17 protein-coding genes, 3 tRNA genes and 1 pseudogene are annotated in these 25,403 nt (G+C 62.5%); 11 read left to right on the top strand and 10 right to left on the bottom strand.

Features of this window, described 5'->3' with window-relative positions; translation table 11 throughout:
• Nucleotides 1-542 (bottom strand): annotated as a pseudogene (locus ACFCU0_RS14385) (hypothetical protein); the annotation flags it as partial.
• Nucleotides 543-795: 253 nt separating this feature from the next.
• Entirely contained in the window at nucleotides 796-2,070 is a 1,275-nt protein-coding gene (purD, locus tag ACFCU0_RS14380; protein WP_434974373.1) for a phosphoribosylamine--glycine ligase, read from the bottom strand.
• Nucleotides 2,071-2,229: 159 nt separating this feature from the next.
• Between purD and ACFCU0_RS14375 the strand changes: the two genes are divergently transcribed.
• From ACFCU0_RS14375 to ACFCU0_RS14345, 7 genes are all read left to right on the top strand, one after another.
• Complete coding sequence (locus ACFCU0_RS14375; RefSeq protein WP_434974372.1) at nucleotides 2,230-3,609, top strand: BamA/TamA family outer membrane protein; 1,380 nt, start codon at nucleotides 2,230-2,232, stop codon at nucleotides 3,607-3,609.
• Between the two features lie 92 nt (nucleotides 3,610-3,701).
• Nucleotides 3,702-4,766: a lysylphosphatidylglycerol synthase transmembrane domain-containing protein gene (locus ACFCU0_RS14370; protein WP_434974371.1), complete on the top strand. Its 1,065-nt coding sequence runs from the start codon at nucleotides 3,702-3,704 to the stop codon at nucleotides 4,764-4,766.
• 136 nt (nucleotides 4,767-4,902) lie between these two features.
• Complete coding sequence (locus ACFCU0_RS14365) at nucleotides 4,903-6,096, top strand: glycosyltransferase (protein WP_434974370.1); 1,194 nt, start codon at nucleotides 4,903-4,905, stop codon at nucleotides 6,094-6,096.
• Nucleotides 6,097-6,220: 124 nt separating this feature from the next.
• Nucleotides 6,221-6,877, top strand: coding sequence for a polysaccharide deacetylase family protein (locus ACFCU0_RS14360; RefSeq protein ID WP_434974369.1), 657 nt, complete (start codon nucleotides 6,221-6,223; stop codon nucleotides 6,875-6,877).
• 149 nt (nucleotides 6,878-7,026) lie between these two features.
• A complete protein-coding gene (locus tag ACFCU0_RS14355; protein WP_434974368.1) occupies nucleotides 7,027-8,082 on the top strand; it encodes a tetratricopeptide repeat protein in 1,056 nt (351 codons plus the stop codon).
• A 333-nt stretch (nucleotides 8,083-8,415) separates the two neighbouring features.
• On the top strand, nucleotides 8,416-11,151 hold the full coding sequence (gene acnA / locus ACFCU0_RS14350) for an aconitate hydratase AcnA (protein WP_434974367.1): 2,736 nt from the start codon (nucleotides 8,416-8,418) through the stop codon (nucleotides 11,149-11,151).
• A gap of 398 nt (nucleotides 11,152-11,549) precedes the next feature.
• Nucleotides 11,550-12,539, top strand: coding sequence for a tetratricopeptide repeat protein (locus ACFCU0_RS14345; RefSeq protein WP_434974366.1), 990 nt, complete (start codon nucleotides 11,550-11,552; stop codon nucleotides 12,537-12,539).
• Nucleotides 12,540-12,562: 23 nt separating this feature from the next.
• On the opposite strand, the gene ACFCU0_RS14340 is transcribed toward ACFCU0_RS14345, so the two are convergent.
• From ACFCU0_RS14340 to ACFCU0_RS14315, 6 genes are all read right to left on the bottom strand, one after another.
• Nucleotides 12,563-13,459, bottom strand: coding sequence for an alpha/beta hydrolase (locus ACFCU0_RS14340; protein ID WP_434974365.1), 897 nt, complete (start codon nucleotides 13,457-13,459; stop codon nucleotides 12,563-12,565).
• A gap of 172 nt (nucleotides 13,460-13,631) precedes the next feature.
• Nucleotides 13,632-14,570, bottom strand: coding sequence for a diacylglycerol/lipid kinase family protein (locus ACFCU0_RS14335; RefSeq protein ID WP_434974364.1), 939 nt, complete (start codon nucleotides 14,568-14,570; stop codon nucleotides 13,632-13,634).
• 81 nt (nucleotides 14,571-14,651) lie between these two features.
• Nucleotides 14,652-15,227, bottom strand: a complete 576-nt coding sequence (locus ACFCU0_RS14330; protein WP_434974363.1) for a gamma carbonic anhydrase family protein — start codon at nucleotides 15,225-15,227, stop codon at nucleotides 14,652-14,654.
• A gap of 94 nt (nucleotides 15,228-15,321) precedes the next feature.
• A complete protein-coding gene (gene mutS / locus ACFCU0_RS14325; protein WP_434974362.1) occupies nucleotides 15,322-18,021 on the bottom strand; it encodes a DNA mismatch repair protein MutS in 2,700 nt (899 codons plus the stop codon).
• Between the two features lie 553 nt (nucleotides 18,022-18,574).
• The gene (locus ACFCU0_RS14320) at nucleotides 18,575-19,777 is read right to left on the bottom strand and encodes a phosphoglycerate dehydrogenase (RefSeq protein ID WP_434974361.1); all 1,203 of its coding nucleotides are present in this window, start codon (nucleotides 19,775-19,777) and stop codon (nucleotides 18,575-18,577) included.
• A gap of 91 nt (nucleotides 19,778-19,868) precedes the next feature.
• Nucleotides 19,869-21,119: a DUF1015 domain-containing protein gene (locus ACFCU0_RS14315; protein ID WP_434974360.1), complete on the bottom strand. Its 1,251-nt coding sequence runs from the start codon at nucleotides 21,117-21,119 to the stop codon at nucleotides 19,869-19,871.
• Between the two features lie 499 nt (nucleotides 21,120-21,618).
• Here ACFCU0_RS14315 and ACFCU0_RS14310 point away from each other — a divergent pair.
• The 4 genes from ACFCU0_RS14310 (at nucleotide 21,619) to ACFCU0_RS14295 (ending at nucleotide 23,197) form a co-directional block, all read left to right on the top strand.
• Nucleotides 21,619-21,691 (top strand) — tRNA-Met (locus ACFCU0_RS14310).
• A gap of 116 nt (nucleotides 21,692-21,807) precedes the next feature.
• A tRNA-Met gene (locus ACFCU0_RS14305) sits at nucleotides 21,808-21,880 on the top strand.
• A gap of 246 nt (nucleotides 21,881-22,126) precedes the next feature.
• Nucleotides 22,127-22,200 (top strand) — tRNA-Asp (locus ACFCU0_RS14300).
• A gap of 163 nt (nucleotides 22,201-22,363) precedes the next feature.
• Nucleotides 22,364-23,197, top strand: coding sequence for a ZIP family metal transporter (locus tag ACFCU0_RS14295; RefSeq protein ID WP_434974359.1), 834 nt, complete (start codon nucleotides 22,364-22,366; stop codon nucleotides 23,195-23,197).
• Nucleotides 23,198-23,232: 35 nt separating this feature from the next.
• On the opposite strand, the gene ACFCU0_RS14290 is transcribed toward ACFCU0_RS14295, so the two are convergent.
• Nucleotides 23,233-23,739 carry a SixA phosphatase family protein gene (locus ACFCU0_RS14290; RefSeq protein WP_434974358.1) on the bottom strand — a complete coding sequence of 169 codons (507 nt, stop codon included), beginning with the start codon at nucleotides 23,737-23,739 and terminating at the stop codon, nucleotides 23,233-23,235.
• Between the two features lie 44 nt (nucleotides 23,740-23,783).
• Nucleotides 23,784-25,403, bottom strand: a 1,620-nt coding sequence (locus tag ACFCU0_RS14285) for an alpha/beta hydrolase domain-containing protein (protein ID WP_434974357.1), incomplete at its 5' end; no start/stop codon positions are given.

Below are 25,403 nucleotides of genomic sequence, written 5' to 3'. Positions count from 1 at the left end.
ACAAAGAGATCGCCATTTGCAGCCGCCCGCACGGCGATCGGGCGCCCGTCGGCGCGTGCATCGGAGCCATCTCGACCAACGTCGAACAGCGGCTGTCGCGCCGACGTCCGATTACCGGGATCAACGCGTCCGACCGCGAAGGACTCGATGTATTTTCCCGATCGAGAAAAATGCTGAATGCGTCCGTTTCCGGCATCGGCGACGAAGATCTCGAGCCCGTTGGTCGGATCGACATCAAGCGGTCCGTCGAATGCCCCGGCGTCCGCCCCCCGACCGCCGAGCGTTACCACGACGCGTCCCGTTGGCGTTACGGCCGTAACCGTGCTCGCTCGGGCGTCCACCACGTAAAACAGCGTCGTTGGGCTGACGGCCACTCGACGCGCGTCCTGGAAGTCGGCGACGGGTTCTACGTCTGCTTCTGTGATCGGCGGCACGAGCGCACGCTGACCGGCAGACGGACTCTGCGCCGGACCCGGCGGGGGTGACGGCGGACGACGCTGGCCAAGCGCCCGATCAGGGAGCATACCGATCAGGAGCAGCATAGCCACGCAGGTCGCGAGAACGGCTTGAGTCGATGAACGGCAGCGTGTGAGCATCGGTCGGTTCATACGGTGACGGAGATGGAAGCCTGCACCCGTTCGGGCAGGAAGCCGGGCCGGTGCGCGTTCGCGGTGCCGACCTTCAGGGCGAATCTCAGATCATGGTAAATAATGATACGAAAACTGGCGCCATTCGGTCATATGACATTCCCCCGTCGACAGCACACCCGCCGAATCTTTCGACACGGCCCCGACTTTAGAGTGCCTTGTGACCGATGTCGCGCCGGAGGGTTTTTCCGTTGAACTGAATGACATCGGCGGCGGCGTACGCCCGGTCGAGTGCCTGTTCGAGGGAGGTGCCGTAACCGACAACACCGAGCACGCGCCCCCCGGCCGTTACAAGGGTCCCGTCCTCCTGCCGACCGGTCCCGGCATGGATCACGTTCACATCCGGCATCTGCTCCGCCTGCTCGACACCGGTAATCTCGAATCCCGTCTCATAGCTCACGGGATAGCCTTCTGAGGCGAGAACGACGCAGGCGGCATGGCGCGCCGCGGCTCGAATCGACACGTTTCGTAATTCGCCGCTGGCGGTCCGTGCAAGAACTTCTGCCACGTCGACGTCGAGGAGCGGGAGCACGACCTGCGCCTCCGGATCGCCAAACCGGCAATTAAACTCAACGACCTTGGGCCCCTCCTCCGTCAACATCAGACCGCAGTACAGCACACCGGCGTAGGGCGTACCTGCGTCCGCCATCCCTTTCAACGTCGGTTCGATGATCTCCCGACACACGCGGGTCAATAGCGGTCCGTCGACCATCGGCGCCGGAGCATACGCCCCCATTCCTCCCGTATTGGGCCCTGTTCCTCCGTCACCGATCGCCTTATGATCCTGAGAGGGAGGCAGTAACACGTAGTGTTCGCCATCGGTCACGGCAAACACACTCGCCTCGACACCCTCCATGAACGACTCAATCACGACCTGGTCTCCGGCGGCACCGAAGTCTTTATCTTCCACGATCCGCTCGAGCGCCGAACGCGCTTCTTCGAGCGTCGCACAGACAATCGCGCCTTTGCCCCCGGCCAGCCCGCTCGCCTTGACGACAACGGGCGCACCGGTCTGGCGAAGGTATGCAGAGGCAGCCTCAATTTCGCCTGATTCAAACACACGAAAATCCGCGGTCGGGACGCCGTGCTCTCGCATGAATGCTTTCGCAAACGCCTTGCTACCCTCCAGCCGTGCCGCGGCCCCGGTCGGACCGAACGCCGGAATGTCATTTTCCTTAAGACGATCCACCAGGCCGTCGACAAGGGGCCGCTCCGGACCGATGACGACGAGATCGATCTCATGCTGAGCGGACCAGTCGACCACCGTATCCGCGTTTCCCGTGTCAAGCTCCACATTCTCGGCGTTCTTCGCCGTCCCCGGATTGCCCGGAGCAGCGAATAGAGACTGAACACGGGGACTCTCCGCCAGTGCATTCACGAGCGCGTGTTCGCGTCCGCCACTGCCGATGACAAGGATTCGCATACGGTCTTTGCTGTTCGTTGGGTCGAAAGTTGATTAGCTTATGCGCCGGAACCAGTCGGGGACTCCCCCGGCTACATTCATGTACAAACGGTGTCGGCCTACACCGATCACGTTCCCGAATATAGCCGTCGTCCTCCTCTTTCTCACCTCCCTCTGCCTGTGAAACGCAATCTTCGTCTGATCGGATCGTGCGACGCATCGACGGGGTCGATCGATCGGCGGTACGGACCGATCCGTCCAGCACGCATCGTCCTTGCTCTCGTGCTGACCGTGGGCCTGCTACTGACCACGCCGCGGGAAACCGTCGCGCAGAACGAGCCTGAGCGTGCGGAAATGGCAGACGAATCGCAGCGGGGCGACACGGAGACCTGGCTCAATCTTCGCCCGTACGTCCTCGACCTGTGGGGGCCCCGAGCTGGGATCGGTGCCGGACTGGGCCTCGTCGTTAACGAGGCGTTCGCAGAAAGTGACGAGTTCCTGTTAACGGTAGCTCCAGCGCTTCATGAACGCGTGTACACGCTGTCTTACGCCTCTGGAGGCACCCCGCCGCATGGTGAGCAGGATCATCGCGTGCTGCTGGTATCGGCTCGGCACGCATACACGACACGGGACTGGTTCTATGGATTCGGCCCGGCGTCCGCGCCGACCGCGAGAACGGCCTTCACCCTTCGAACTTTTCAGGGGAGTGCGCGACTCGGCCAGCACGTCCTCGGGGACCGTCTTTTTCTCCAGGCCCACGGACGCGTCGAACACTACCGCCTGACCGACGCCAACCTGCCAAATCCCGGGGACGCGACCGCGGAGGATCAGCCGGCGGTCACGGCGGCTGCGGCTTACGGAGCAACCGCCGTCCCGTTACGGACGACCGGTGCCGTCCTCGGCCTTGACGCCCAGTACGACCGGCGCGACCGCGCGTACCAGACGCTTCGTGGGGTGCTCCTGCAGGGCACCGCCGAGCGGTGGATACCGGTGGGGGGAACGACATTTTCCTTTTTCCGCACGGATCTCGGGATCCACGCGTGGATCCCGATCACCGGGTCGCACCGGATTGCGCTCCACGGTCGCATCGCGCGCTTGATCGACATCAACGGCGTGGATGACCTCAGTGGGCGGCTCCCGCACATCGTCACCCCTGTGGTGGACGGGCGGCAGGTTCCCGGCTTCCTCCGCGACCGGTACACGGGAAACGATGCCGTCGTCCTGGGCGCGGCCTACGAATTTCCTATCACCAACATCCTCGCGTTTAACGTCGAGGGGTATGCTGGCGTGCAGGCTGCGAGCGTTTATGACGACGTCACGACGCAGTTTGAGCTTGCCTTCGATTCCTCCACTCGCATCAGCCCAGACCGGGACACGTATCCCCTCCGCCCCGCCGCCTCGATCGGTCTCCGTGTGGGACCACAGTTCCGCGATCAGTCGTATGTCGACGTGGCTGTGGGCGTCGGCCCGGACGGGTTATCCGCGGCCCGCATATCTTTCGTCCAGCGGCTAAATCGCGCACGCCCCCCGCACCATGCGTCGAACCGGTGGCGGCGTTGAGCGAGTCCCCACGTCACATTTGTCCGGCGCTGTGAATGGACGCCGGCATCCCCATAGAATTTCCTCTACGTACAGGTCGCCTCTCGAACGCCGTGGATGCAAGCGAATCGACCGGCGAGATGCCGGCATGGTCGGCCCGCGCTATGTCCTCCGGTGTACGCGGCCATCTGAAACGAATCGCACGTCTACTTCTCGGCGTCGGCCTCGTGGTCGCGCTGGTCCTCTACGTGGACGTCGATTCGTTCTGGGGCACGCTCCAAACGGGCGACGCGTTCTGGCTCGCCGTGGCTGCGATACTCGTGGTGCCCAACGTGTGGCTGGACGTCTGGTCATGGGGCGTCGTCGTCCGGCGCCTGATCGAAAGGGTCTCGGATCGACGGCTTCTTCAGGCGACCCTTGCCGGCTACGCCGTCGGCTTCTTCACACCCGCACGGGTCGGGGAATTCGCGGGCCGTGCGCTGATGCTCGGCCGGGGCAATCCGTGGGACGTCTCGCTAACCGTCTTCACCCAGCGCATGGCCGACATGCTCGTCGCCGTAAGCGTCGGGTTTGGCGCGATGGTGTGGGCCCGAATCACCAGCGTCATCGGAGCAGGATGGGACGTGGCACTGACGGCCGGCGGCATCGTGATGCTCGTCCTAACCGCCGGCCTGATCTGGCCCTGGGCGATCGACCGCATCGGCCGACGCCTGCTTCCGAACGCCTCCTCGATCCACCAGCGAACCGCCCTCCTTGATCGGCTTCACCGCCGCACGCGATCCCGTCTGGTCCTGGGATGCTTTCTTCGATACCTTACCTTCGCCGGACAGATGGCCGTCCTGGTCTACGCCTTCGCGCCAGACTCTGACTGGCCGATTCTCGTTGCTGGTGCAGGGTTAATGTATTACTTTAAGTACCTCATTCCCTCGCTCACCCTTCTCGATGTTGGTATCCGGGAAGGTGCGGCGGTCCTCGTGTTCGGCTGGCTCGGCGTGTCTGAGGCAGCGGCATTGAATGCCGCCCTCATGGTGTTCATGTTTAACATTACGCTGCCCGCAGCGGTCGGAGCGCTCTTCCTGCGGAGACCACCGCCCTCCTTCGACGAAGAAGCGGCACGGGTCGACGTGCCAGGAGTAGAGACTTCAGGCGATACCTTACGTGATTCATCCTCCACCTGAAGGGGCTTATCTTCCGGTTAAGGTGAAGGATGAGTACCGCCGATATCAACCACTCGCCTTTGTCCCTGTCACGTTGCTCTCGGCAGTTCAGGGTCAAGGCCGGTCGCCTTCTTTTCCATTATCCTTCCTGACGTTCATGCCCGACACGCTCTTCTTTCTTCTTGCCGGTCTGCTCGGTCTCCACGTTCTCCTCGTTGGGGCGGCCGGCATCGGGTGGCGACGAACGGTGCATGCTGCGGCGACCTTCGACGACCCAACGACCTGGCCGTCCGTGTCGGTGCTGATTCCTGCACGCAACGAAGCGGACGGAATCGAGAGCTGTCTCCGGAGCGTCCTCGCGAACGAGTACCCTGGTAGGATGGAAGTGATCGTTATCGACGACGGCTCGGAGGACGGGACCCTCCACCGGGCCCGCCAGGTCCGTGCGAATGCCGAGGCACGGGTTCCGGCAGAGGTGGGAACCGATGCGCACCCCGTGGATGGCGAACAGCCGGAAGCCCCGACGTTGCGCGTGCTGACGTCCGACGACCGCCAGGCCGGACACCCGGTGCGCCACAAGTCGGCTGCCCTCACGCAGGGCGTCGACGAGAGCCGGGGGGAGGTCATTCTGACCACGGACGCTGACTGCACCGTCGGGCCAGGGTGGGTTCGCACCATGGTCCGCCGCTGCACCGAGGAGCGACCGTTCGTCAGCGGGCCGGTTCGTTTCGACTGGCGTGAAAAATGGTTCGATCGTGTGCAGGCGCTGGAGCTGATCGCCCTCGTGGCGTTCGGCGCGGGTAGCATCGGCGCGCGGTTTCCCACGATCTGTAATGGCGCGAACGTGGCAGTCCATCGTAGCCTGCTTGAAAGCTACCGCGCAGACTCCACGGTTGCAGCGGATGAGCTGCTCCTCCAGCACGTCGCATATCGCACGGATCGAACGGTTGCGTTTGAAGCAAGCCCGAAGGCCGTCGTCGACACCGCCTGCGAGGACACCGTCTCCGATTACCTGGAGCAGCGAAAGCGCTGGGCATGGATGGGAACGCGATATCCGCACGTCGTCCCCTCGGCGGTCGCCGCCTCACAGTGGACCCTTCACGCCGTCCTGGTCGTCGCGCTCGTCGGCGCCGTCGTATTCCCTGCGTGGCAGCCCATCGTGATCGGCGCCGTGCTCGTAAAAATGGCAGCGGACGGGTTCCTCGTGGCTCCCGCGGTGCGCCATTTCGACCAGGGCGATCTCACCCGGACGTTCATCCCAGCCTCCCTCCTCTGGGTCCCGTCGGTCTTCGTGATCGGCATCCTCGGGACGTTCGGCACCGTTCACTGGAAAGGTCGACGCATCGAATAGCGTACCTGCCACCGATGGTTCACCCCGGACGGACCGCGCAACAAAGAGACTGAACGGGACGGTCAACAATCCGATCGCGCCACTCCCTCCGTTCAGCGTTCCCGAATTTTTCGACCTCGATCTCATGCTTCGCGACGCCATTCCCTATCTCGCGACCCACGGCCTCCGCCCGTTCCAGCGGTTTTTTCCCGATATGCTCTGGCGTATGGACGTGCCGGAAGGAGATCGAGTGGCATACCTTACTTTTGACGACGGCCCGCATCCAAAAATTACGGGGCGACTCCTCGATGTTTTGGAAAAGCACGGCGCGCGGGCGACGTTTTTTCTCGTCGGCGCAAATGCTGAAAGCCATCCGCAGCTCGTGAAAGACCTGTCTGCCGCTGGGCATGCTGTCGGGAATCACACGTTTACCCACCCCGATGCGTGGACTCTTTCCGCCTGCGACCTGACGGGCGAACTGGACCGTACTACACAGTCACTGGAGCAGATCGTCGGCCGGCACGTGCGCGTCATGCGTCCTCCATACGGGCATCCGACCGGGACGATGCGCCGGTGGTGCGACGCACACAGGCAACGAATGGTGATGTGGGATGTGATGCCCGGAGACTATCTCCGAACCGCAACGCATCGGGATGTCGAACGCTTTGTAGTACGCCACACACGGCCCGGGTCGATTATCGTCCTGCACGACAACCCGATCTGCGAAGACCTTACCCCGAGGGCTCTGGATAACATGCTGTCGGATCTGACAGCCGAGGGCTGGAGCTTCCCCGCTCTTTGATGCATTCGCCTTAATGAAGACGGCTTTTTATGCAATAACGGCAATGGCTGCCTGCATCCGGCCTCCCGCACTCGTATATTTACGGCGCACACATCCGGCCCCTTTGGCCGCCAGCCGTCGTCAATCTTTGTCCGTCCCCTTCACGGTTCATGACTTTTGTGCTGTCCCGTCGCGTCGCCACAGTAGCACTCGCCTGCGCCATCTACGTGGCGCTGACGACGTCTTCCGTCCTCGCACAAAAAGGCTCGACGAAACCCAGCAAGTCCGCAGCCGCCACATCGCAAACGGTGTCCTCCCTGCCGCCCGACATGGACTCGCTGTTTATCCAGGCCGAGGCGGCAATGATGGCGGAAAATCACGCGACGACCGTTCGAAATATGAAGGAGGTCCTTCGGTTTCAACCGGAAAACGCGGGCGCCCACTATCTGCTTTACGAGGCCTACCTCGAAACCTTCGAGTACGAATCCGCCGCCCAGGCCCTGCGCGCAAGCATCCGTCACGGCAACCGGACGCTGAACGCCCAACACAGGCTGGCCGTGCTGCTTCGCTACACCGGGGAGATCGACGAAAGCCTGACCCGTCACAGGCAGCTTCTAAGCGACCACCCTGACAATGCGATGCTTCGATCGAGCTACGCAGAAACGCTCGCCGCAGCCGACCGGGCGGAGGCTGCAATCGACGAAGCGCGCATCCTCGCCCGGATGCACCCGGATCGCTCGATGGTCCGAAAACGCGCGGTGGAGATCTTCTGGCGAACCGGTGCGCGCGACGAAGCCTTTGATCTGGCTCGAGAAAACGCAGACCACTTTCCGCGGGACCCGATCATGATTGGTCAGCTCGCGGACCTCCACCTCCGCACCGGCAATCTGGAGGCCGCGCGGTCGGCACTCGAACAGATGCAATCCGTGATTCGCCGAAAACGGGGCTGGGCGAACGTGGTGGTCTACGCAAACCTGGGGTACGTGAAGGCCAAAACGGGGCAGCCCGCCGAGGGCCTTCGGATGATCCGCCGCAGTCTCGAGCTCTCGGCCGAAAATCCTTACGCGCACCGGAATCTCGGCGTCGCCCTTCTCGCGCTGGATCGCCGAGATGAAGCCTGTGACGCCTTTCGGGCAGCGATCGACCAGAACTACGATACTGCCTTTCCCGCCTCGATGCAGTTCGGGGTTCACCCGGCGGACCTCATAAAAGAGCACTGCCCGTAGCCATCCGAACGGGGGTCGCCACGTCCTACGTTTCCCGTGCACGGCCCTGCTCCCAGTGTCTGCAGTAAATAAGCGCACGTGCCAGATAAGCGGCCCGGCCGAAGGGAGCGCGTGCCACTTCACCAACGTGCATGAGAATCACACGAATCGACGCGCCAGGTATGAAACATTCGTAACGACTGAGTATCATTGCTGTGTCGGAGGCAACGAGTTTCCGGGCCCAAATGACAGGCGTCTTCCTCCCTTTGCGAAGAGACGCGCGTCTAACGCCCCGGCCGCCTCGACGTATCGATGGAACGGACGATCTTACTAGCACACCAGGCGCTACTACATATGACTGCTCCCCGACCACTGACGAACGATCCTTTTAGCGCGCGCGATACCTTTGACACCGGGTCGGGCAGTGCCTATCTGTACCGCCTGCAGACGCTCGCCGATGAAGGCTACGATATCGACCGTCTCCCCTTCTCCATTCGCGTGCTTCTGGAGGCGCTCCTCCGCGAATGCGACGGAGAGATGATCACGACGGACGACGTGAAGCGGCTCGCCGGCTACGACCCCACAGGACCGGACGAAGCCGAAATCCCGTTCGTCCCCTCCCGCGTGCTGCTTCAGGACTTCACCGGCGTCCCGGCCGTCGTGGACCTCGCCGCTCTTCGGTCTGCGATGGAACGACTCGGCGGAGACCCGAACGAGATCAATCCGCAGGTTCCCGTCCACCTGATCATCGACCACTCCGTTCAGGTCGACCACTTCGGCACCACGGAAGCGGTCAAGCTCAACTCCGAACTCGAGTTCAAACGGAACCGCGAGCGGTACGAGTTTCTCCGCTGGGGCCAGCAGGCGTTCGAGAACTTCCACGTCGTGCCGCCCGCCAGCGGCATCTGCCACCAGGTGAATCTGGAGTACGTTGCCCGCGGCGTCTGGACGCGCCCAACCGACACAGGCATTGACCTCGCGTATCCCGACTCGCTCGTCGGGACCGACAGCCACACCACGATGATCAACGGCCTCGGCGTGCTGGGCTGGGGCGTCGGCGGCATCGAAGCGGAGGCCGCCATGCTCGGCCAGCCGATCTACATGCTGATGCCGGAAGTGGTCGGCTTCGAACTGACCGGCGAACTGGCAGAGGGCGCAACGGCGACGGACCTCGTCCTGACCGTCACGCAGATGCTCCGCAAGTACGGCGTGGTCAGCAAATTCGTGGAGTTCTTCGGCTCCGGTCTGCAGAACATGACCGTGCCCGACCGGGCGACCATCGCCAACATGGCGCCGGAATACGGAGCGACGATGGGCTTCTTCCCGATCGACGACGAAACACTGGATTACATGCGGCGCACGAATCGCTCGGAAGAGCAGGTTCAGCTCGTCGAACGCTACTGCAAGGAGCAGGGCCTCTTCCACACGCCGGACACGGAGACGCCGGAGTTCGTTGACACGCTCGAACTCGACCTCGGTGAGGTGACGCCGAGTGTGGCCGGACCGAAGCGTCCCCAGGACCGCATCACGGTCCCTGAGTTGCCGGCCGAGTTCAAGGAAAGCCTGACCCGGGAAGCAGGACCGATCGGCTTCGGCCGGGACGAATCCACGTACGACGCGACGGGCACCTACGATAACGGCGAAGAAGAGTACGACCTGCGCCACGGCGACGTGGTGATTGCAGCCATAACGAGCTGCACCAACACCTCAAACCCATCCGTCATGCTCGGCGCCGGCCTTCTCGCCAGAAACGCCGTCGAGAAGGGCCTTACCGTCCAACCTCACATCAAGACCAGTCTCGCGCCGGGTTCGAAGGTAGTGACGGACTACCTCGTCGAGGGCGACCTCCTGCCTTCCCTTGAGAAGCTCGGTTTCTCGACCGTCGGATACGGCTGCACGACGTGCATTGGGAACTCGGGCCCGCTCCCTGAACCCGTCGAGAAGGCCATCAAGGAGGGCGATCTGATCGTGAGCGGCGTGCTATCCGGCAACCGAAACTTCGAGGGCCGGATCCACTCCCTCGTTCAGGCCAACTACCTCGCCTCACCGCCCCTGGTCGTTGCCTATGCCCTCGCCGGCACGGTCGACATCGACCTCACGTCCGACCCGATCGGCACGGACCAGGACGGAAACGACGTCTTCCTCGAAGACATCTGGCCGGCGGCCGACGAGATCAAGACCATGATCGAAGAGGTCGTCAAGCCCGAGTTTTTCAAGAACGAGTACGACGGCATCGAGGAGTCCAACGAGACCTGGAACAATATCAAGATCCCGGAGGGATCGGTATACGCCTGGGACGAGGACTCCACCTACATCCAGGAGCCGCCGTTCTTCATGGACATCTCGCCAGAGACGCCGTCAATCAAGCCGGTCGAGGGCGCGCGCGTTCTCGTGAAGGCTGGCGAGTCCACGACGACGGATCACATCTCACCCGCTGGTTCGATTCCGGAAGACTACCCCGCTGGCAAATACCTCAAGGAGCGCGGCGTGAAGCCCTATCAGTTTAATTCCTACGGGGCGCGGCGCGGTAACCACGAGGTGATGATGCGCGGGACGTTCGCCAACATCCGCATCAAGAACCAGCTGGTCCCCGGCACGGAAGGCGGCGTCACGAAGTATCTTCCGACCGGCGAAACGACGACCGTGTTCGATGCCGCGATGCAATATAAGAACGACGGCACCCCGCTCGTCGTCCTCGGCGGCAAGGACTACGGCATGGGCTCCAGCCGCGACTGGGCCGCGAAAGGCACCATCCTGCTCGGCGTGAAGGCGACTATCGTGAAGAGCTACGAGCGGATCCACCGCTCTAACCTCATCGGGATGGGCGTGCTTCCGCTTCAGTTCCAGGATGGGGAAGGCCCGGATGAGCTCGGCCTCGACGGCACAGAGACGTTCGATATTCCGGTCGACGACGCCCTTCAACCAGGTCAGGAGATCAAGGTCACCGCAACGAAGGAAGACGGCACGGAGATCACGTTTACGGCGATCAATCGTTGCGACACGCCCGTCGAGGTGGAGTATTACCGTCACGGCGGCATCCTCCACTACGTCCTGCGCAACTTCCTGAACCAGTCGATGGCGATGGCCTGACCGCCTCGTCGAGCCTACTCAGCAGACGCTTCGTCTCCCCCGTCTGGACACGCTCCGGGCGGGGGTTTTGTATGGGGAATTTGGAATGACGAATGGTGAATGGGGAATTGGGAATGGTGAATTGGGAATGGTGAATTGGGAATGGTGGACATTATTCCTGCCGTCTGTTGCTCTGGGTGGAAAATCTCGATCAGATGGTGCCTATTGTCTTCGGGACATACGGCGTAATTCAGGATCCGTCAGTCCTCCACGGCGCGGCGCCGACACCGTCTGTCGATGAGCCGGAACCGCGACCGGTCGCCTTGCTACGTATTTCCGGCCGAATACACAACGGCGTGGCGCGTTCCTTGTGGCATGCCCGCACGCCAGGGATCTGATCATATACGTATCCAACTATCGTGAACACCCCGTCTCCCTACCGTTCTCTCCCCGGACTCCTCACGATCGTGCTTCTTGTGCTTGCCCTCGCATCGCCCGCATCCGCGCAGGACCTTCTGACCCAGGCCGAGAAAGCCTACGACGCTCAGCAGTATCGGCAAGCCATCAGCCTCGTCGACAGCCTCGTGACGCTCGACACCCTGAACATCAACGACGATGTACCCACCGGACTCCGCGTTGAGGCAGAAGCGCATCGGGCGCTCAACGACTCGGAGGAGGCCCTCGAGGCGCTGGACGAGGCCCTCAACCGGGATCCGTTTTTCGCCGGGGCCTATGAACTCAAGGCCAGGATCCTCACCGACCAAGGCGATTACGTCGAAGCGCAGGCTGCAGCGGAGGAAGCGGCCCGGCTGGAACCGCAGAGCCAGAACGTGCAGGTCCTTTTCGCCAACATCAAGTTTCAGACAGAGAGCTATGGCGCGGCGATCGACACCTACTCGAAGGTTCTCAGCCTGAACCCGACCAACGTTGAAGCTCTTCTCAATCGCGGACGCGCTCATTTGAAGCTCGGTCGGCTCGAAAGGGCTTATTTTGACGCCGTCGACGCAATCGAGATCGTCCCTGACCGACCGGAGGCGTACCGAATCAAGGGAGAAGCGGAATTTAGGGCCCGGCAATTCCAGAACGCCGTCAAGACCTACGGCACGCTGATTCAGACGCTCGAAGCCAGCGGCGGCACCGCCCAGTCCATCGCGACCGCCTACAGCAACCGGGGCCAGGCCCGATTTAACCTCGGCAACATGGACGCAGCCATCACCGACCTGAACCAGGCCATCCAGATCGACCCAGATTTCGCCGTGGCGTATCGAACGCGCGGAATGGCGTACGGACGCAAGGAGCAACGCGACCCCGCGTGCCGAGACTTCTCACGGGCTCTCGAGCTCGGGTTGGACGATCCGTTCAAGAGTGAGGTGGAGGAGATTGCGAACTCGTACTGCGCTGCTCCGTAGCGGCCCGGCGTGCGGCGTACAACCTACTCGTCGGCCGTCTCCGCTGGTATCGGCGGGGTCGTCGGAGACGCCAGAACCGTGTCAATCAAATCCTCGTAGGCGACACGGTATTTTTGGTCGCGGTAGAGGTGGTTATGACCCATACTGTCGACAATAACGAGGTTCTTCGACGCCGCCGCCGACTCGTCGAACAGGTCTCGCGCCATCTCCGGTCGCGTCACCTGATCCTCCTCCCCGGCCAGGATGAGGAGCGGAAGATCCAAAGCACGGACGGCGTCAACGTTGCTTTCCCCCTGCAGCGATTCCGCGACGTCGAAGTTCACGAAAAGGCGGACGAACCACGGCGCCAGTCCGTCAATCCAGTCCTCTACGTTCGTCGCGGGATTTTCAAGCACGACGGCTGAGACCGCCCGCTGCGACGCCGTATGCGATGCCATGAACGTTCCGAGGGAGTGCCCGTGCACGATCAGTTCTTCGGAGGGAATGTCGAGCGAGTCCACGGCGAACGTATGCATGCGCAGCGCATCCTTTTTGAATGCCTGGACGGCAGGCGCTCCACTGCTCTTTCCGTACCCGCGGTAATCGAACATCAGGACGTCCAGCGGGAGATCTGTCAGCGCCTCGACGTAGCCCCTTGACTGAACGAGATAGAACCCGTTTCCCCCGAAAAACAGCACGGTGCCGCGGGCATTCTGACGCTCCAGGTGCCAGGCGTTGAGTTGAACGGAGTCGCTGTCAACGTAGTATTCGGTAAGAGTGACGCCCTCCTTCTGGAAGGTGGACGGCGTAATCGACGGTTTCGGTAGAAACACGTCGGTTTCATTGATTCGGATTGTCGTGCACCCGGCGAGGGCAGCACCGCCCACGCCAACGGCGACGAGCACAAGAAACCCGATCAGGAGCGTACGAGGGGAAGGCATAGAGCGCGTCAGGGATCTGGAACAGCACACAGTGCATGCTTTCGACGCACACCGTCGTTCCCGGTTGTGCGCCTCCTGCAACACTTACTAAAAACATTGCCCGGCGTCTCCGTGCGGGTGCGACATGCACGCAGAGGAACTCCGACAAAGTGCCTCCACGTCGCTACGCAGATCAAATGGCGGGCGCGTCCGAACCGGGTATTATCCGAAGGGCGTTTTCGACCACCTCAATCCGCACCGGTCCCTCCGTCCAGAGATCCCCGTCCACGTTAAACTTCAGTCCGGGCGCGGACCGGATCCGGGCAGAGACGACGGAGCGAATATCCACGAGGTCATGCTCGTCCCATGAACCCGCCATGAGGCGCGTGCCGGCTCCGGCGAGTTCCGGCAGCGACCCGGCGCGGAGGACGACCAGTTCCATGCGCCCGTCAGTCAGCTTCGCGTGCGGTGCCACGGCCCGTCCCCCACCGATTGTTCGTCCGTTGGAGCAAATCACGTTCACCGTTCGTCCGCGCCACGTCTGCTGTTCTCCCGCCGCCTCCGACCGGTACTGAATGACCGTTTCGTACTCCGGTACGCTCGTCGCCAGCTCTGCTGCTCCCAGTACGAACGCGAGCGGTCCCCACCGGTCCTTTTGCTCTCGGGTAATGACTTCGTCCACCTCCCCGCTGAACCCGCCCGCGGCTGCATTCACAACCCAGCGCGGTCCGGCATCCGGCGCATCTGTGTCCGCCCGGAGCACGTCGATCGGCTGTGGCGATGCCCGAAGCGCTCGACCGAGGGCGTCCGCCGGCTGGGTCGGGCATCCGATGCTTCGGGCGAAGTCGTTGCCCGTCCCCAGTGGACACAGTCCGAGCGCAGGTATCTGGCCGGGTGCGTCTGCGTCGGTCGTCTCAAGCAGGACGCTCGCAGCGAGATGCAACGTACCGTCGCCTCCGGCGGCGACGACCCGATCCACACCCTCATCGACCCACATGCGAATCACGTCCCGCGCCTCGCCTGGCTCCCTCGTCACGGCCAGGTCTGCCTCCGGCTCATCGCGAACCCACGAGCGAACGGCTTCCTTCGCCTCTGCCGCCGTTTGATGGTTGAGCAGAACTCGCATCGCCATGGCTCGTCTCCATTGATGATCGGACGGGGGTAGCCGTCGGTGCCAGCGGCCGCACGGGGCCCGACACGCGCGGTGGCGTCTTCACGACCGGTGGGCGACCTCCGTTCGCGGGGCCCCTTTTTCGTACCACGGATTCTCCTCCAGGTCGACCCGGCCCGCATAGGCGGCGCTGTACCGAACGTAGTTTTCAGCGTACGTCCCGATCGACGCCACCTCCTCATCGGTCAGCTCTCGAACGATCTTCGCCGGACTCCCCAGCACCATCGATCGTGGAGGGATCTTGGTTCCGCCCGTCACCAGGGCCCCCGCGCCGACGATGCTGTTCGTCCCGACGACGGCATGATCCATGACGGTTGCCCCCATCCCGATGAGCACACGGTCCTCGATCCGGCATCCGTGAATGATGGCGCCGTGGCCGACCGTGACGCGATCTCCGATCTCGGTTGGCGCCGTGTCGTGCGTGACATGCACAACCGTGTTATCCTGAATATTCGACGCCTCCCCGATACGGATCCAGTTCACGTCTCCGCGCACCGTGCAATTGTGCCAGATGCTCGCGGTGGCGCCGAGCGTAACGTCGCCGATCACGACGGCCGTCTCCGCGATGTAATTCGTTTCGTCGTACTGCGGCGATGTACCGAGGAAAGACCGGGTCATGGCTCTGGGTGGCTTAGATGAGGAGTTCGGGACCAAAATAGGAGTCCGTGATAAAAGAGGCGGACGCGACCGGGCCGCCGAAACGAGCATCCGCTCAATCCTCGAGCATCCGACGTAGTTCGTTCAGTTTCATGAGCGCCTCGATCGGCGTCATCCGGTCCGGGTCGACGTTGCGAAGGCGCTCTTTTAACTCTTCCGCGACGGGATCGGGTTGCGCAAACAGGTTCATCTGATTGACGCGACTCTCCTCCAGGGACGGGACGGCATCAGCGTCTGCTCTTCGAGCGTCGACCTCTTCTTCATCACCGTCTGGCGATTCTCCATCACGGTGAACAGCCAAGTCCTGGCTCTCGAGATGGATCAAAATCTCGCGGGCCCGCCCGATGACGGGCGCCGGCAGGCCCGCCATTCGCGCAACCTCGATCCCGTAAGAGTGATCCGCCCCTCCCGGCACCAGCTTCCGCATGAAAATGATCTCGCCTTCGTGCTCCGCCACCTGGATCCGGTAATTCCGGACGCGTTCCAGGCGATCGGCCATTGCGTTCAACTCGTGGTAGTGCGTCGCGAAAAGGGTTCGCGCGGCCACCTCCGGGCGTTCATGGAGATACTCGACGAGGGCCCACGCAATGGACAGCCCGTCGAACGTGGACGTACCCCGCCCCACCTCGTCCAGCAGGATGAGCGAGCGCGCGGTGGCGTTGTTCAGGATGTTCGCCGTTTCATTCATCTCCACCAGAAACGTGCTTTCACCCGCCGCGAGGTTATCGCTCGCGCCGACGCGCGTAAAGATACGATCCACGACGCCGATCGATGCCGCCTCCGCGGGGACGAACGCCCCAATCTGTGCAAGCAGCACGATCAGTCCAACCTGACGCAACGCGACGCTCTTCCCGGCCATGTTAGGCCCCGTGATGATCAAGATCTGGTCATCGTCCGGATTCAGCGACACATCGTTTGGGATGAAGCGCTCGCCCGTCGGCAGCGTTCGCTCTACGACGGGGTGACGGCCGTCCTCAATTTCGATCTGCAGCGAATCGTTCACCTCCGGGCGCACGTAGTCGTGCGCTTCGGCCACGTCGGCGAGCGCGACAAACACGTCCAGCTCCGACAGCCGGGAAGCATTCGACTGTAGCACACCCGTTTCTCCAGCGATTTCATCCCGCAGGTCCTGGAAGAGCTGGAGCTCCAGCGTCTCGATCTTTTCTTCGGCCGTGAGAATCTTCTCCTCCATCTCCTTCAACTCCGGCGTGATGTAGCGCTCGGAGTTCTTCAGGGTCTGCTTCCGGATATAGTCGTCCGGCACTTTGTCCTTGTGCGGATTCGTGACCTCGAGGTAATAGCCGAACACTTTGTTGAATCCCACCTTGAGCGACGGAATGTTCGACCGCTCGCTCTCCTGCGCCTCCAGTTCGCTCATCCATGCCTTTCCGTCCCGAGCGATGGATCGGAGTTCGTCCAGCTCTTCGTCATACCCGTCGCGGATCAGGCCGCCCTCAGCAATCTTGGCCGGCGGCTCATCCACGATGGCGTCGTCGATCTTCTGAACAACGGCCGGACAGACCGTTAGCGCATCGGCCACGTCACCGAGCGTCGTGCTGTCGGATGCCTCGATGCGTTGCTTCAGCGGCGGGATGTGCGTCAGCGTCCGCTTCACCGCCACCAGATCGCGCGGCGTGGCGCGGGCCGTTGCAATCTTCCCGGCGAGGCGCTCAAGATCTCCCATCCGGGACAGATCGTTCCGTAGGTCATCCCGGAGGTCTCGGTCGTCCACGAGTGCATCCACGGCCTCCAGGCGCCACTGGATCGGCTCGACGCGGCGCAGCGGACGAACCAGCCACGCTCGCAGCTTCCGCCCGCCCATGGGCGTCTCCGTCCGGTCCAGAATGTCGACGAGCGTTCCGTCTCGTCCGCCGTCCTGAATCGTGGAGACCAGTTCCAGATTCCGCTTCGTCTGCGGGTCGAGCGCGATATGATCCTCATTCGCATACCGCTGCAAACGCTGGACGTGCGGCAGCTTTCCCTTTTGCGTCTCGCTGAGGTAGTGAAGTACAGCGCCCGCAGCCACCAAGCCGTGGTCCAGATCCTCGACCCCGAACCCCTTCATGGAGTGGGTTTCGAAGTGATCCAACAGCGTCTCCCGGGCGAAGTCCTCACCGAAAACCCAGTCCTCCTGGGTCGTCAGCGTGAATGGGCGGCTACGCAGCGCCTCGTTCAGCCGGTCCGTCCGCCGCTTGTCGATGATCACTTCTGACGGCGCCACGGTCTGAATGAGGCTCTCCAGTTCGGTCACCTCCGTTTCCGCGACGGCAAACTCCCCGGTCGTTGCATCCACGAAGGAAAAGCCCACCCGGTCGGCGTCCCGTCCGGTCCCGAAGTGAACGCCAGCCAGAAAGTTCGACTGCTTCGGTTCCAGCAGCTCGTCGTGAAACGACACGCCGGGAGTCACCACCTCGACAATAGCACGATCCACGACCGACCCGCTTGACTCGGAGGCGTCCTCCACCTGCTCGCAGATCGCCACGCGGAGTCCGGCCCGGATCAGCTTCGGCAGGTGCGAATCCAGCGAATGATGCGGAAAGCCGGCCATCGGGATGTCGTCCGCCTTTCCGTTGTTGCGCGACGTGAGCGTGATTCCGAGGATCCGGCTCACGGTCTGCGCATCGTCCTCGAACGTCTCATAGAAATCGCCCATTCGAAACAGGAGAACCGCACTCGGCTGCTCCCGCTTGATGTCGTAGTACTGCCGCATCAGCGGCGTCCGACCGCGCTTCTTGGACGTGGAGGATGAACTCATACAGATGGAGATGGCAATCGAAAGACAAATCACGGAGCGAACGCTAAATGTACCCTGCACCGCCCATGCAATTCAACCAGAGCCTCCGCAGTTTGAACGAAGTCTGCCGCTCAACGCCCATCCTGATTTCTCAACAACCAGAATTCGTGCTATCGTTCGGATCGGACAGGCGATCACGGGACGGGCATCTCGATGGGTTTGGGTGAAAACGGGGACACGTACTCCGCTCCGGCAGGCCCCGAACGTCATGCCCGTGCAGCCGCACACACGGGGCGCGTAACAAGCGACATCCTCCGCCAGGCCTAATCCCCCGAGCCCCCGCAGTGCGGTCTGCACACGACATGACCTCTCGCAAGCCGAACACGCTGACCTGTCGCGTCCATCGATACCGTTCGGCACGCCTGAATGTCATGCCGGACAATCGCCCGCACCGACGAAAAACCTACCACGGCCCAATCGATCCTGCCCGCAGATCGGTGACCGCAGATCGGTGACCGCACGTTAGAACCTGCAAGCGAGGCCAGGACAGGAGCCCGGGACAGAAGGCCGTTGCCTACAGTTCGATGACCGATACAGCCAGAACTTTCTCCTGGGCCTCGATGCGCTCCACGACGCCGTCGGTCGCGTCCCCGGTGAAGCGCATCGTCGCCACTGCAGCGCGCGCACCGGAGAAAATCTCGTTCTCCATCTCCTGGATATTCCACTCCGCCTTGCTCATCTCGTCGAGAACGCGCGCCAGGACGCCGACCTCATCGAGGTGGCGGACCGTGATCTGATGCGTGGCCGGACTTTGCGTCGCCAGGTTCACGCAATTCGGGACGTCGCCCGTCCGGCTGAACGTGTTGGCCACGCGCGCCGCCTCTAGCGCCGTCGCATCCTGCGCCTGCTGCGTCGAGGCGCCGATGTGGTGCGTGAGATATATGCTCGGATGCTCCGCGAAATCGCTCTCGAAGGACCCTCGCTTTTCCGCCGGCTCGCCTTCCATCACATCCAGACCCGCGCGGATGTCCCGCTCTTCAATCGCCCAGCGGAGCGCATCTTCATCGACGACCGCAGCACGCGTTGTGTTGATGAACAAGGCCCCCTTTGGCAGCGCCTCAAAAAACGCGCGATCCGCGAGATGATGCGTCTCGGGCGTGGAGGCTACGTGGAGGGATACGATGCTCGCACTTCGGGCAACGTCGACCGCGGACTCGCAGTAACCGATCCCCATCTCTTCAGCACGCTCCGGCGTCAGGGACCGGCTCCATGCCACCACGTCCAGGTCGAACGACTGGGCACGTCGAACCACTTCCTCCCCGATATTGCCGAGACCGACCACGCCGATCGTACGCCCCTTGAGGCCCTCCGCTTCCGCGTAGGTCTTTTTGTCCCACCGCCCCGCACGGGCGTCCGCGACGTTGTCCGGAATCCGCCGGTCGAGCGAAACGATCAGGCCGAGAGTCAGCTCGGCGACGGCCACGGAGTTTTTCCCGGGGCAGTTGGCAACGTAAATCCCACGCGCAGATGCGCCATCGACGTCGATCGTATCGTACCCGGCACCCGCGCGGACGATCAGCGACAGCGCCGGGCTCGCGTCGAGTGCCTCAGGCGTCACCTTTGTGGACCGAACGATCAGGATGTTCGGGCGCTCGGTCCGTAACGCTTCGACCAGCGCGTCTCCGTTCAGCGCGGCGTCGTCAACCACGTGGTGCCCCGCCTCTTCGAGCGCCTCCAAGCCAACTTCAGCGATATTATCGGCGACGAGAATGGTCATCAATCAACGGGTATCATCTGGAAAAAGAAGCGAGAGTCGTGGCGGACGGCGGATCTTCGCAACGAGGCAATCCGCAGCCCATCGCGACGGATCATTCTGCGCGCTGAACGTCGCCGGCAAAGTCGTGGACGAGAAGTCCGGAGCGCAGCTTGGGTTCGAACCAGGTCGACTTCGGCGGCATCAGATCCCCTTCATCTGAGACGTCAAGCAGTTCTTCGATGGCCGTGGGATACATCGAAATAGCGAGCGCTGCACGCCCATCGCGGACGCGCGTCTCGAGTTCGCCCGTGCCGCGAATCCCACCCACAAAGTCGATGTTCGCATCGCGCCGCGGGTCGGTAATGTCGAGCATGGGCTCGAGAACGAACTCCGACAGCCGTGCCACATCGAGCTGGTCAACGGAGCGATCCCCCTCGGACTCGGGTAACGCCATCCTGTGCCAGGCGCCATCGAGATACAGGCAGACGGTTCCCTTGGTCTGCGGGACAGGGTCGCTGACGACTCTCTCGATCTCATACGCATCGTTCAGTTGTGTCAGGAACGCCCCGGGCGACACCGGTAGATCGAAAACGACGCGGTTGTAGGCCATGATGTGCATCATGCCCATCGGAAACAGGACCGCAGGGAAAAACTCGTACTCGGGTGCGTCCGAATCCGCAGAAGCCGTGGATCCGCCACGGTAATGCTCGGCTGCGCGACTCGCCGCCTTGCACCGGTGATGACCGTCCGCGACGTACAGATTCGGAACGCTGCCGAACGCGTCTACCAGCGCGGCCGGGTCGGCTACACGCCAGATCGTATGCTGCACTCCGTCTTCCGCCGTGAAATCGTACAGCGGCGTGTCCTGCATCGCCGCTCGCATCTCCGTCTCGACCGCCGGATCGTCCCGAAAGGTCAACATAACGGGCTCTGCGTGCGCCTGCTGCTCCACGATGTGGCGCGTTCGGTCGTCTTCCTTTACCGGTCGCGTTTTCTCGTGCTTCAGGATAACCTCATTGTCGTAGTCTTCGACCGAGACGCATCCGAAAATACCCGTCTGCTCGCGACCATCCATGATGAGGCGGTACACGTAGACCGACGGTCCCTGCTCCTGGAGCGTGTCGTCATCATTCACGAAGGCGCGAAGGTTCTTCGCTCCCTGCGCGTACACAGCGTCGGCATGCTCGTCGATTCCCTCCTCCAGGTCGATCTCTGGCCGGATCACGTGAAGAAAGCTCTTCGGCTTGCCTTCCGCCAGCTCACGGGCCTCTTCAGTATTAATGACATCGTACGGCACGGAGGCGATCTCCTCGACGTACGCGGGGTCGGGACGAACGGCGCGAAACGGGTGAAGCGTAGCCATGTGTGTGGGCGTTCGTGGGCAGATCCGAGAGGATGAAATGAGAGGCGGTAGCGGTTCGCAACCGCATCTGTGGTTTAGTATACAAGCAAGGCCGTAGACACGCACACGCCAGCGCCACCGCACAGAAAGTTAACAGCCAGGCCCGCTAAACACGTTAGGCCGCTTATGCACGTCAGGTCGCACGTCGCGACCCGACGGGGGACCCCGACCTCTTGAATCCCACCACCCGTTGAACGCCACGACCTCTGGTCTCTCTTCTTCGATTGATCGAGTGGACGAATACGAGGCGGATGGCTCAGAAACACCACTTCCGTGAGCGTTGTATTAATCCATGTTAATATCCAGATTTTGCAGAACAAGACCGGCGCCACAGGGTCTAAAGTGATCCGCGACGGAAAAAACGGGCGGAGCCCGAACAATCTGATACGAAGCGCGGAACCGAGATGCTGTCATGAAGCGTTCGGTAGGACGGTTGCGGAGAGCGACATTACCAATACATCGCGGGGTAGAGCAGCTGGTAGCTCATCGGGCTCATAACCCGAAGGTCGCAGGTTCGAATCCTGCCCCCGCTACCGAGCACAAGCAGTGCGAGAAGTACAGAGGGGCCGACGGTACTCCGTTCCTCTCCCACCGATGACGAGTCGGGCGGATGTCCGCCCGGTTCCTCCTCAACGGCACAACCATACATCGCGGGGTAGAGCAGCTGGTAGCTCATCGGGCTCATAACCCGAAGGTCGCAGGTTCGAATCCTGCCCCCGCTACAACGCACATGTTGTGCGATGACGATGTCGAAACGCATCGGTTCACCCGACTCATACCAGAGTGCGGGTGATTTTGATTGACATCGTGATAGGCGCCTTAGCGCAGCTTGTATCGCAGGGTTTCATCGCGAGCGCGCCGCCTACAAATCGACGACCCTTCACACGCGAAGGCTTGACTCGCACGGTTCAGTCGTCGTACCCTGTGCAACGCTGAAGCGAATGTATCGCTCGCTTGCGAACCACGAAGGTCCGGTAGTTCAGTTGGTTAGAATGCTGCCCTGTCACGGCAGAGGTCGCGGGTTCGAGTCCCGTCCGGACCGCAGTGGAGATCATTCTGAGGCTATCCGCGCCACCCTTCCACGTGAGGGGTGGCGTTTTTTGGTTCGGTGATGATCGCGGATCTACGGTCAGTTTTTTACCTACTATCTCAGCGACTCTGTATCGTCATCTCGTTCCTCCGCACGAAGAACCTTCCACGTACGCATGGTTGAGGCCGCAACAGAGTGGTTTGTGGTACAATCGCCTGTCCTTCAGGCCTTCCTGGCCGGGCTTTTCACGTGGACCGTGACCGCGCTTGGCGCGGCGCTCGTGTTCGTGACTCGCACCATTAACCGTCGTCTCCTCGACGCAATGATGGGGTTCGCCGCGGGGGTGATGATCGCCGCGAGCTTCTGGTCGCTGCTCGCGCCGTCGATCGACATGGCTGAGGCGCAGGGCGTTCCGTCCTGGCTGCCCGCGACCGTCGGGTTTCTCCTCGGCGGCATCTTTCTACGACTTGCTGACGCCATCCTCCCGCACCTGCACGTCGGCGCTCGCATGGAAGAGGCCGAAGGCATCCCGACGTCCTGGCGCCGCGCGACGCTTCTCGTCCTTGCTATTACCTTGCATAACATCCCCGAAGGACTCGCGGTCGGCGTCACGTTCGGCGCAGCCGCCCTGCAGATGGAGGTTGCGACCGGGGCGACGCTGGCTTCAGCCGTCGCCCTCGCAATCGGCATCGGTCTGCAGAACTTTCCAGAAGGGGTAGCCGTCTCGATGCCGCTTCGCGGAGAAGGCATCTCCGCCCCGAAAAGTTTCTGGTACGGCCAGCTGTCCGGCGTCGTCGAACCCATCTCTGCCGTCCTCGGCGCAGCTGCTGTCCTGAGCATCCGTCCCATCCTCCCCTACGCTCTGGCCTTCGCCGCCGGAGCGATGATTTTCGTGGTCGTCGAAGAGCTGATCCCGGAATCCCAGCGACACGGGAATACCGATCTCGCGACCATGGGAGCTATGGGCGGGTTCGCAGTCATGATGATGCTGGACATCGCGCTGGGATAGGCGCCTTTACGCGACCCCGACCCGACGGGGACCGGTTACTGCAACCCGTTTCCCTTCACAGCCATTGGCGGAAGAAACCACACCAGCCGCCCACTTCGAGACTGAACCTGCGACCATGAGCGAACCGATAGCTGAATACAGGCGATTGCCCCCGTTCGCATGTCCACCTGAGCGCCGGTCAGTCGCTGGATCACCGCGCCCCATGCCGGCTGGTGCCCCACCAGGAGTCCATTCCCATGGCCGCCGTTCATAGCACGGATCTCCTCCATGACCGTCTCCGGCGTTGCCTGGTACAGCCGGTCGGTCGACTCAATCGTGATGTCGGATCGATCGGCGCCCTGCATTAGGTGTTCCGAGGTCTCCCGCGTGCGGACGGCGGACGAGCACACGACGTGTGCGGGGACCTGCCCGATCCGCGCAAGATGCCGGCCCATGGCGACCGCATCTCGTCGTCCACCATCCGTGAGTTCACGCTGATGATCGTCCGCGTAGGCGGCTCCGCTCTCCGCCTGGGCGTGACGCTGAAGAAAGAGTACGCGCATGGATGTGGTTCAGGTGACAGGGAAACAGTCAGGAGCGTGGACGCTTACGGACCCATCAACCAGTCCCAGAGCGCCATGGCGCGGTCGATTTCCGCCGCTCGATCCTCGGTCAGGAGGAAGCCGTCCTCGATCAGGCGGTCAGCGGCTTCCCGAACGCGGGCCCGGTAGGCGTCTCTCGCCGGATACAGGTCCTCCACGGTCGGTCGGGGATCGGTATTGGCGGACGCGGCTGTGTCGGTCCGTGCCAGCGGTTTCATTCCGCCAAGGAAATCAGCCAGTTCGTTCGTCTGGTGCCGGGCGTCGCTCCGGAGTCGCCACGGCATCAACGTGGCAAGCGGGGCCTGCACGAACACCGACCGGATTCCCCCCATCTCGTTTCCAACGCTATCCACCTGCGGAACTCGCATGCCAAACGCGGGCCCAATGTGCGGCGGCTGATTGGTAATCACGCGGCTACGGTCCCATCGCGGACCGTAGTCCATACGATGCGCCGTGTGCACGACGCTCGGCGGCTCCACGCCCGCTCCTGCTGGAAACTGCAACGCTTCCACTGGCACGAGCGTGCCCGCCGCGACGGTTGGAACAGCACTCGGCGGCGGTTCGGTATCGTGATCGAGCCAGTTCGTCATGGCAACGAGAAGCGCACGGTAGATGGGCCGCGTGTCGATCGGATGGTCCGGCACAAACGTGGCGCTGTCGGGCGCCGGTGCGTCCGGGCGTTCTCCGGGCACATGCTGCGCCGAGGCAATGTGGTAGATCCGCTCGCCTGGAGCCAGCGCAACATCGGCGGTCCCATCCGGCGTCGTGTGTATGAGGGACGCTGCCCGACCGTAGTACTCGTAGCCCGTGTTGATGAACATTGCCCGAGGCGCATGATCGGCACGCTCGAGATGCGCGTAGAGCCCGTCGCGCTCAATACCGACGGAGTCGAACTGCGTCGCGGTCGAAAAGGGAAACAGGTCGGTCGGGTAAAAGAACGCCGAGTACCGATGACCGTCGCGCGAGGGCTGAGCAAATCGGTGGTTGAAGCTTCCCCTACCGCCCCCGGCCGTCAGGACCATCATGCCATCGAACGCCATCCGGCCGCCTTCCGTCGTGTTGAACCCATCGTACACGAACTGCCGGAGGAACCGGCCGGTCTGCGAAATCCCAAGCCCGAAGACGCGATCCACCGGAGCAATCGATCGCGTGTCGTACTTCAGATACGCAACGGCATCCCGGATCGCCGCCGCACCCAGGCCAACGACTGCAGGACGCGACGCGCGATACACGAGCTCGTAGATATCGCCGGGCTGGAATCCGCTCGTCAGAGTGATCTTTGTGCTGTCGCGTACGATCCGCGCCCCGACGGAGTCGACAACCGCACGACCGAACCGCCAGTCGGACCGAGGGACAACTTTGCGGTCGGCGTACCGTCCCGACCGCCGCGTCAGGACGTTATCTGGATGATCAAACCGTACCGGACGGTACGCCACGTGGGCGCGATGACCCAGGGACAACGTGAACGTAGTGTCATCGACAACCCAGTCGCTCCTGACGAGACCGGTGATCGGCGAGCCGTCCGAATGCTGGGCCCGGGGCACATGGAGCCGAAAGCGACCCTCGTTGCGTGGCACGTCCCACTGCCAGCCGAGCCACATCAACGTTAGCCCCTGACGAAGAAG

Source organism: Longibacter sp. (assembly GCF_051155795.1).
Classification (GTDB): domain Bacteria; phylum Bacteroidota; class Rhodothermia; order Rhodothermales; family Salinibacteraceae; genus Longibacter.
This window is presented reverse-complemented; position numbering and strand designations above follow the sequence as displayed.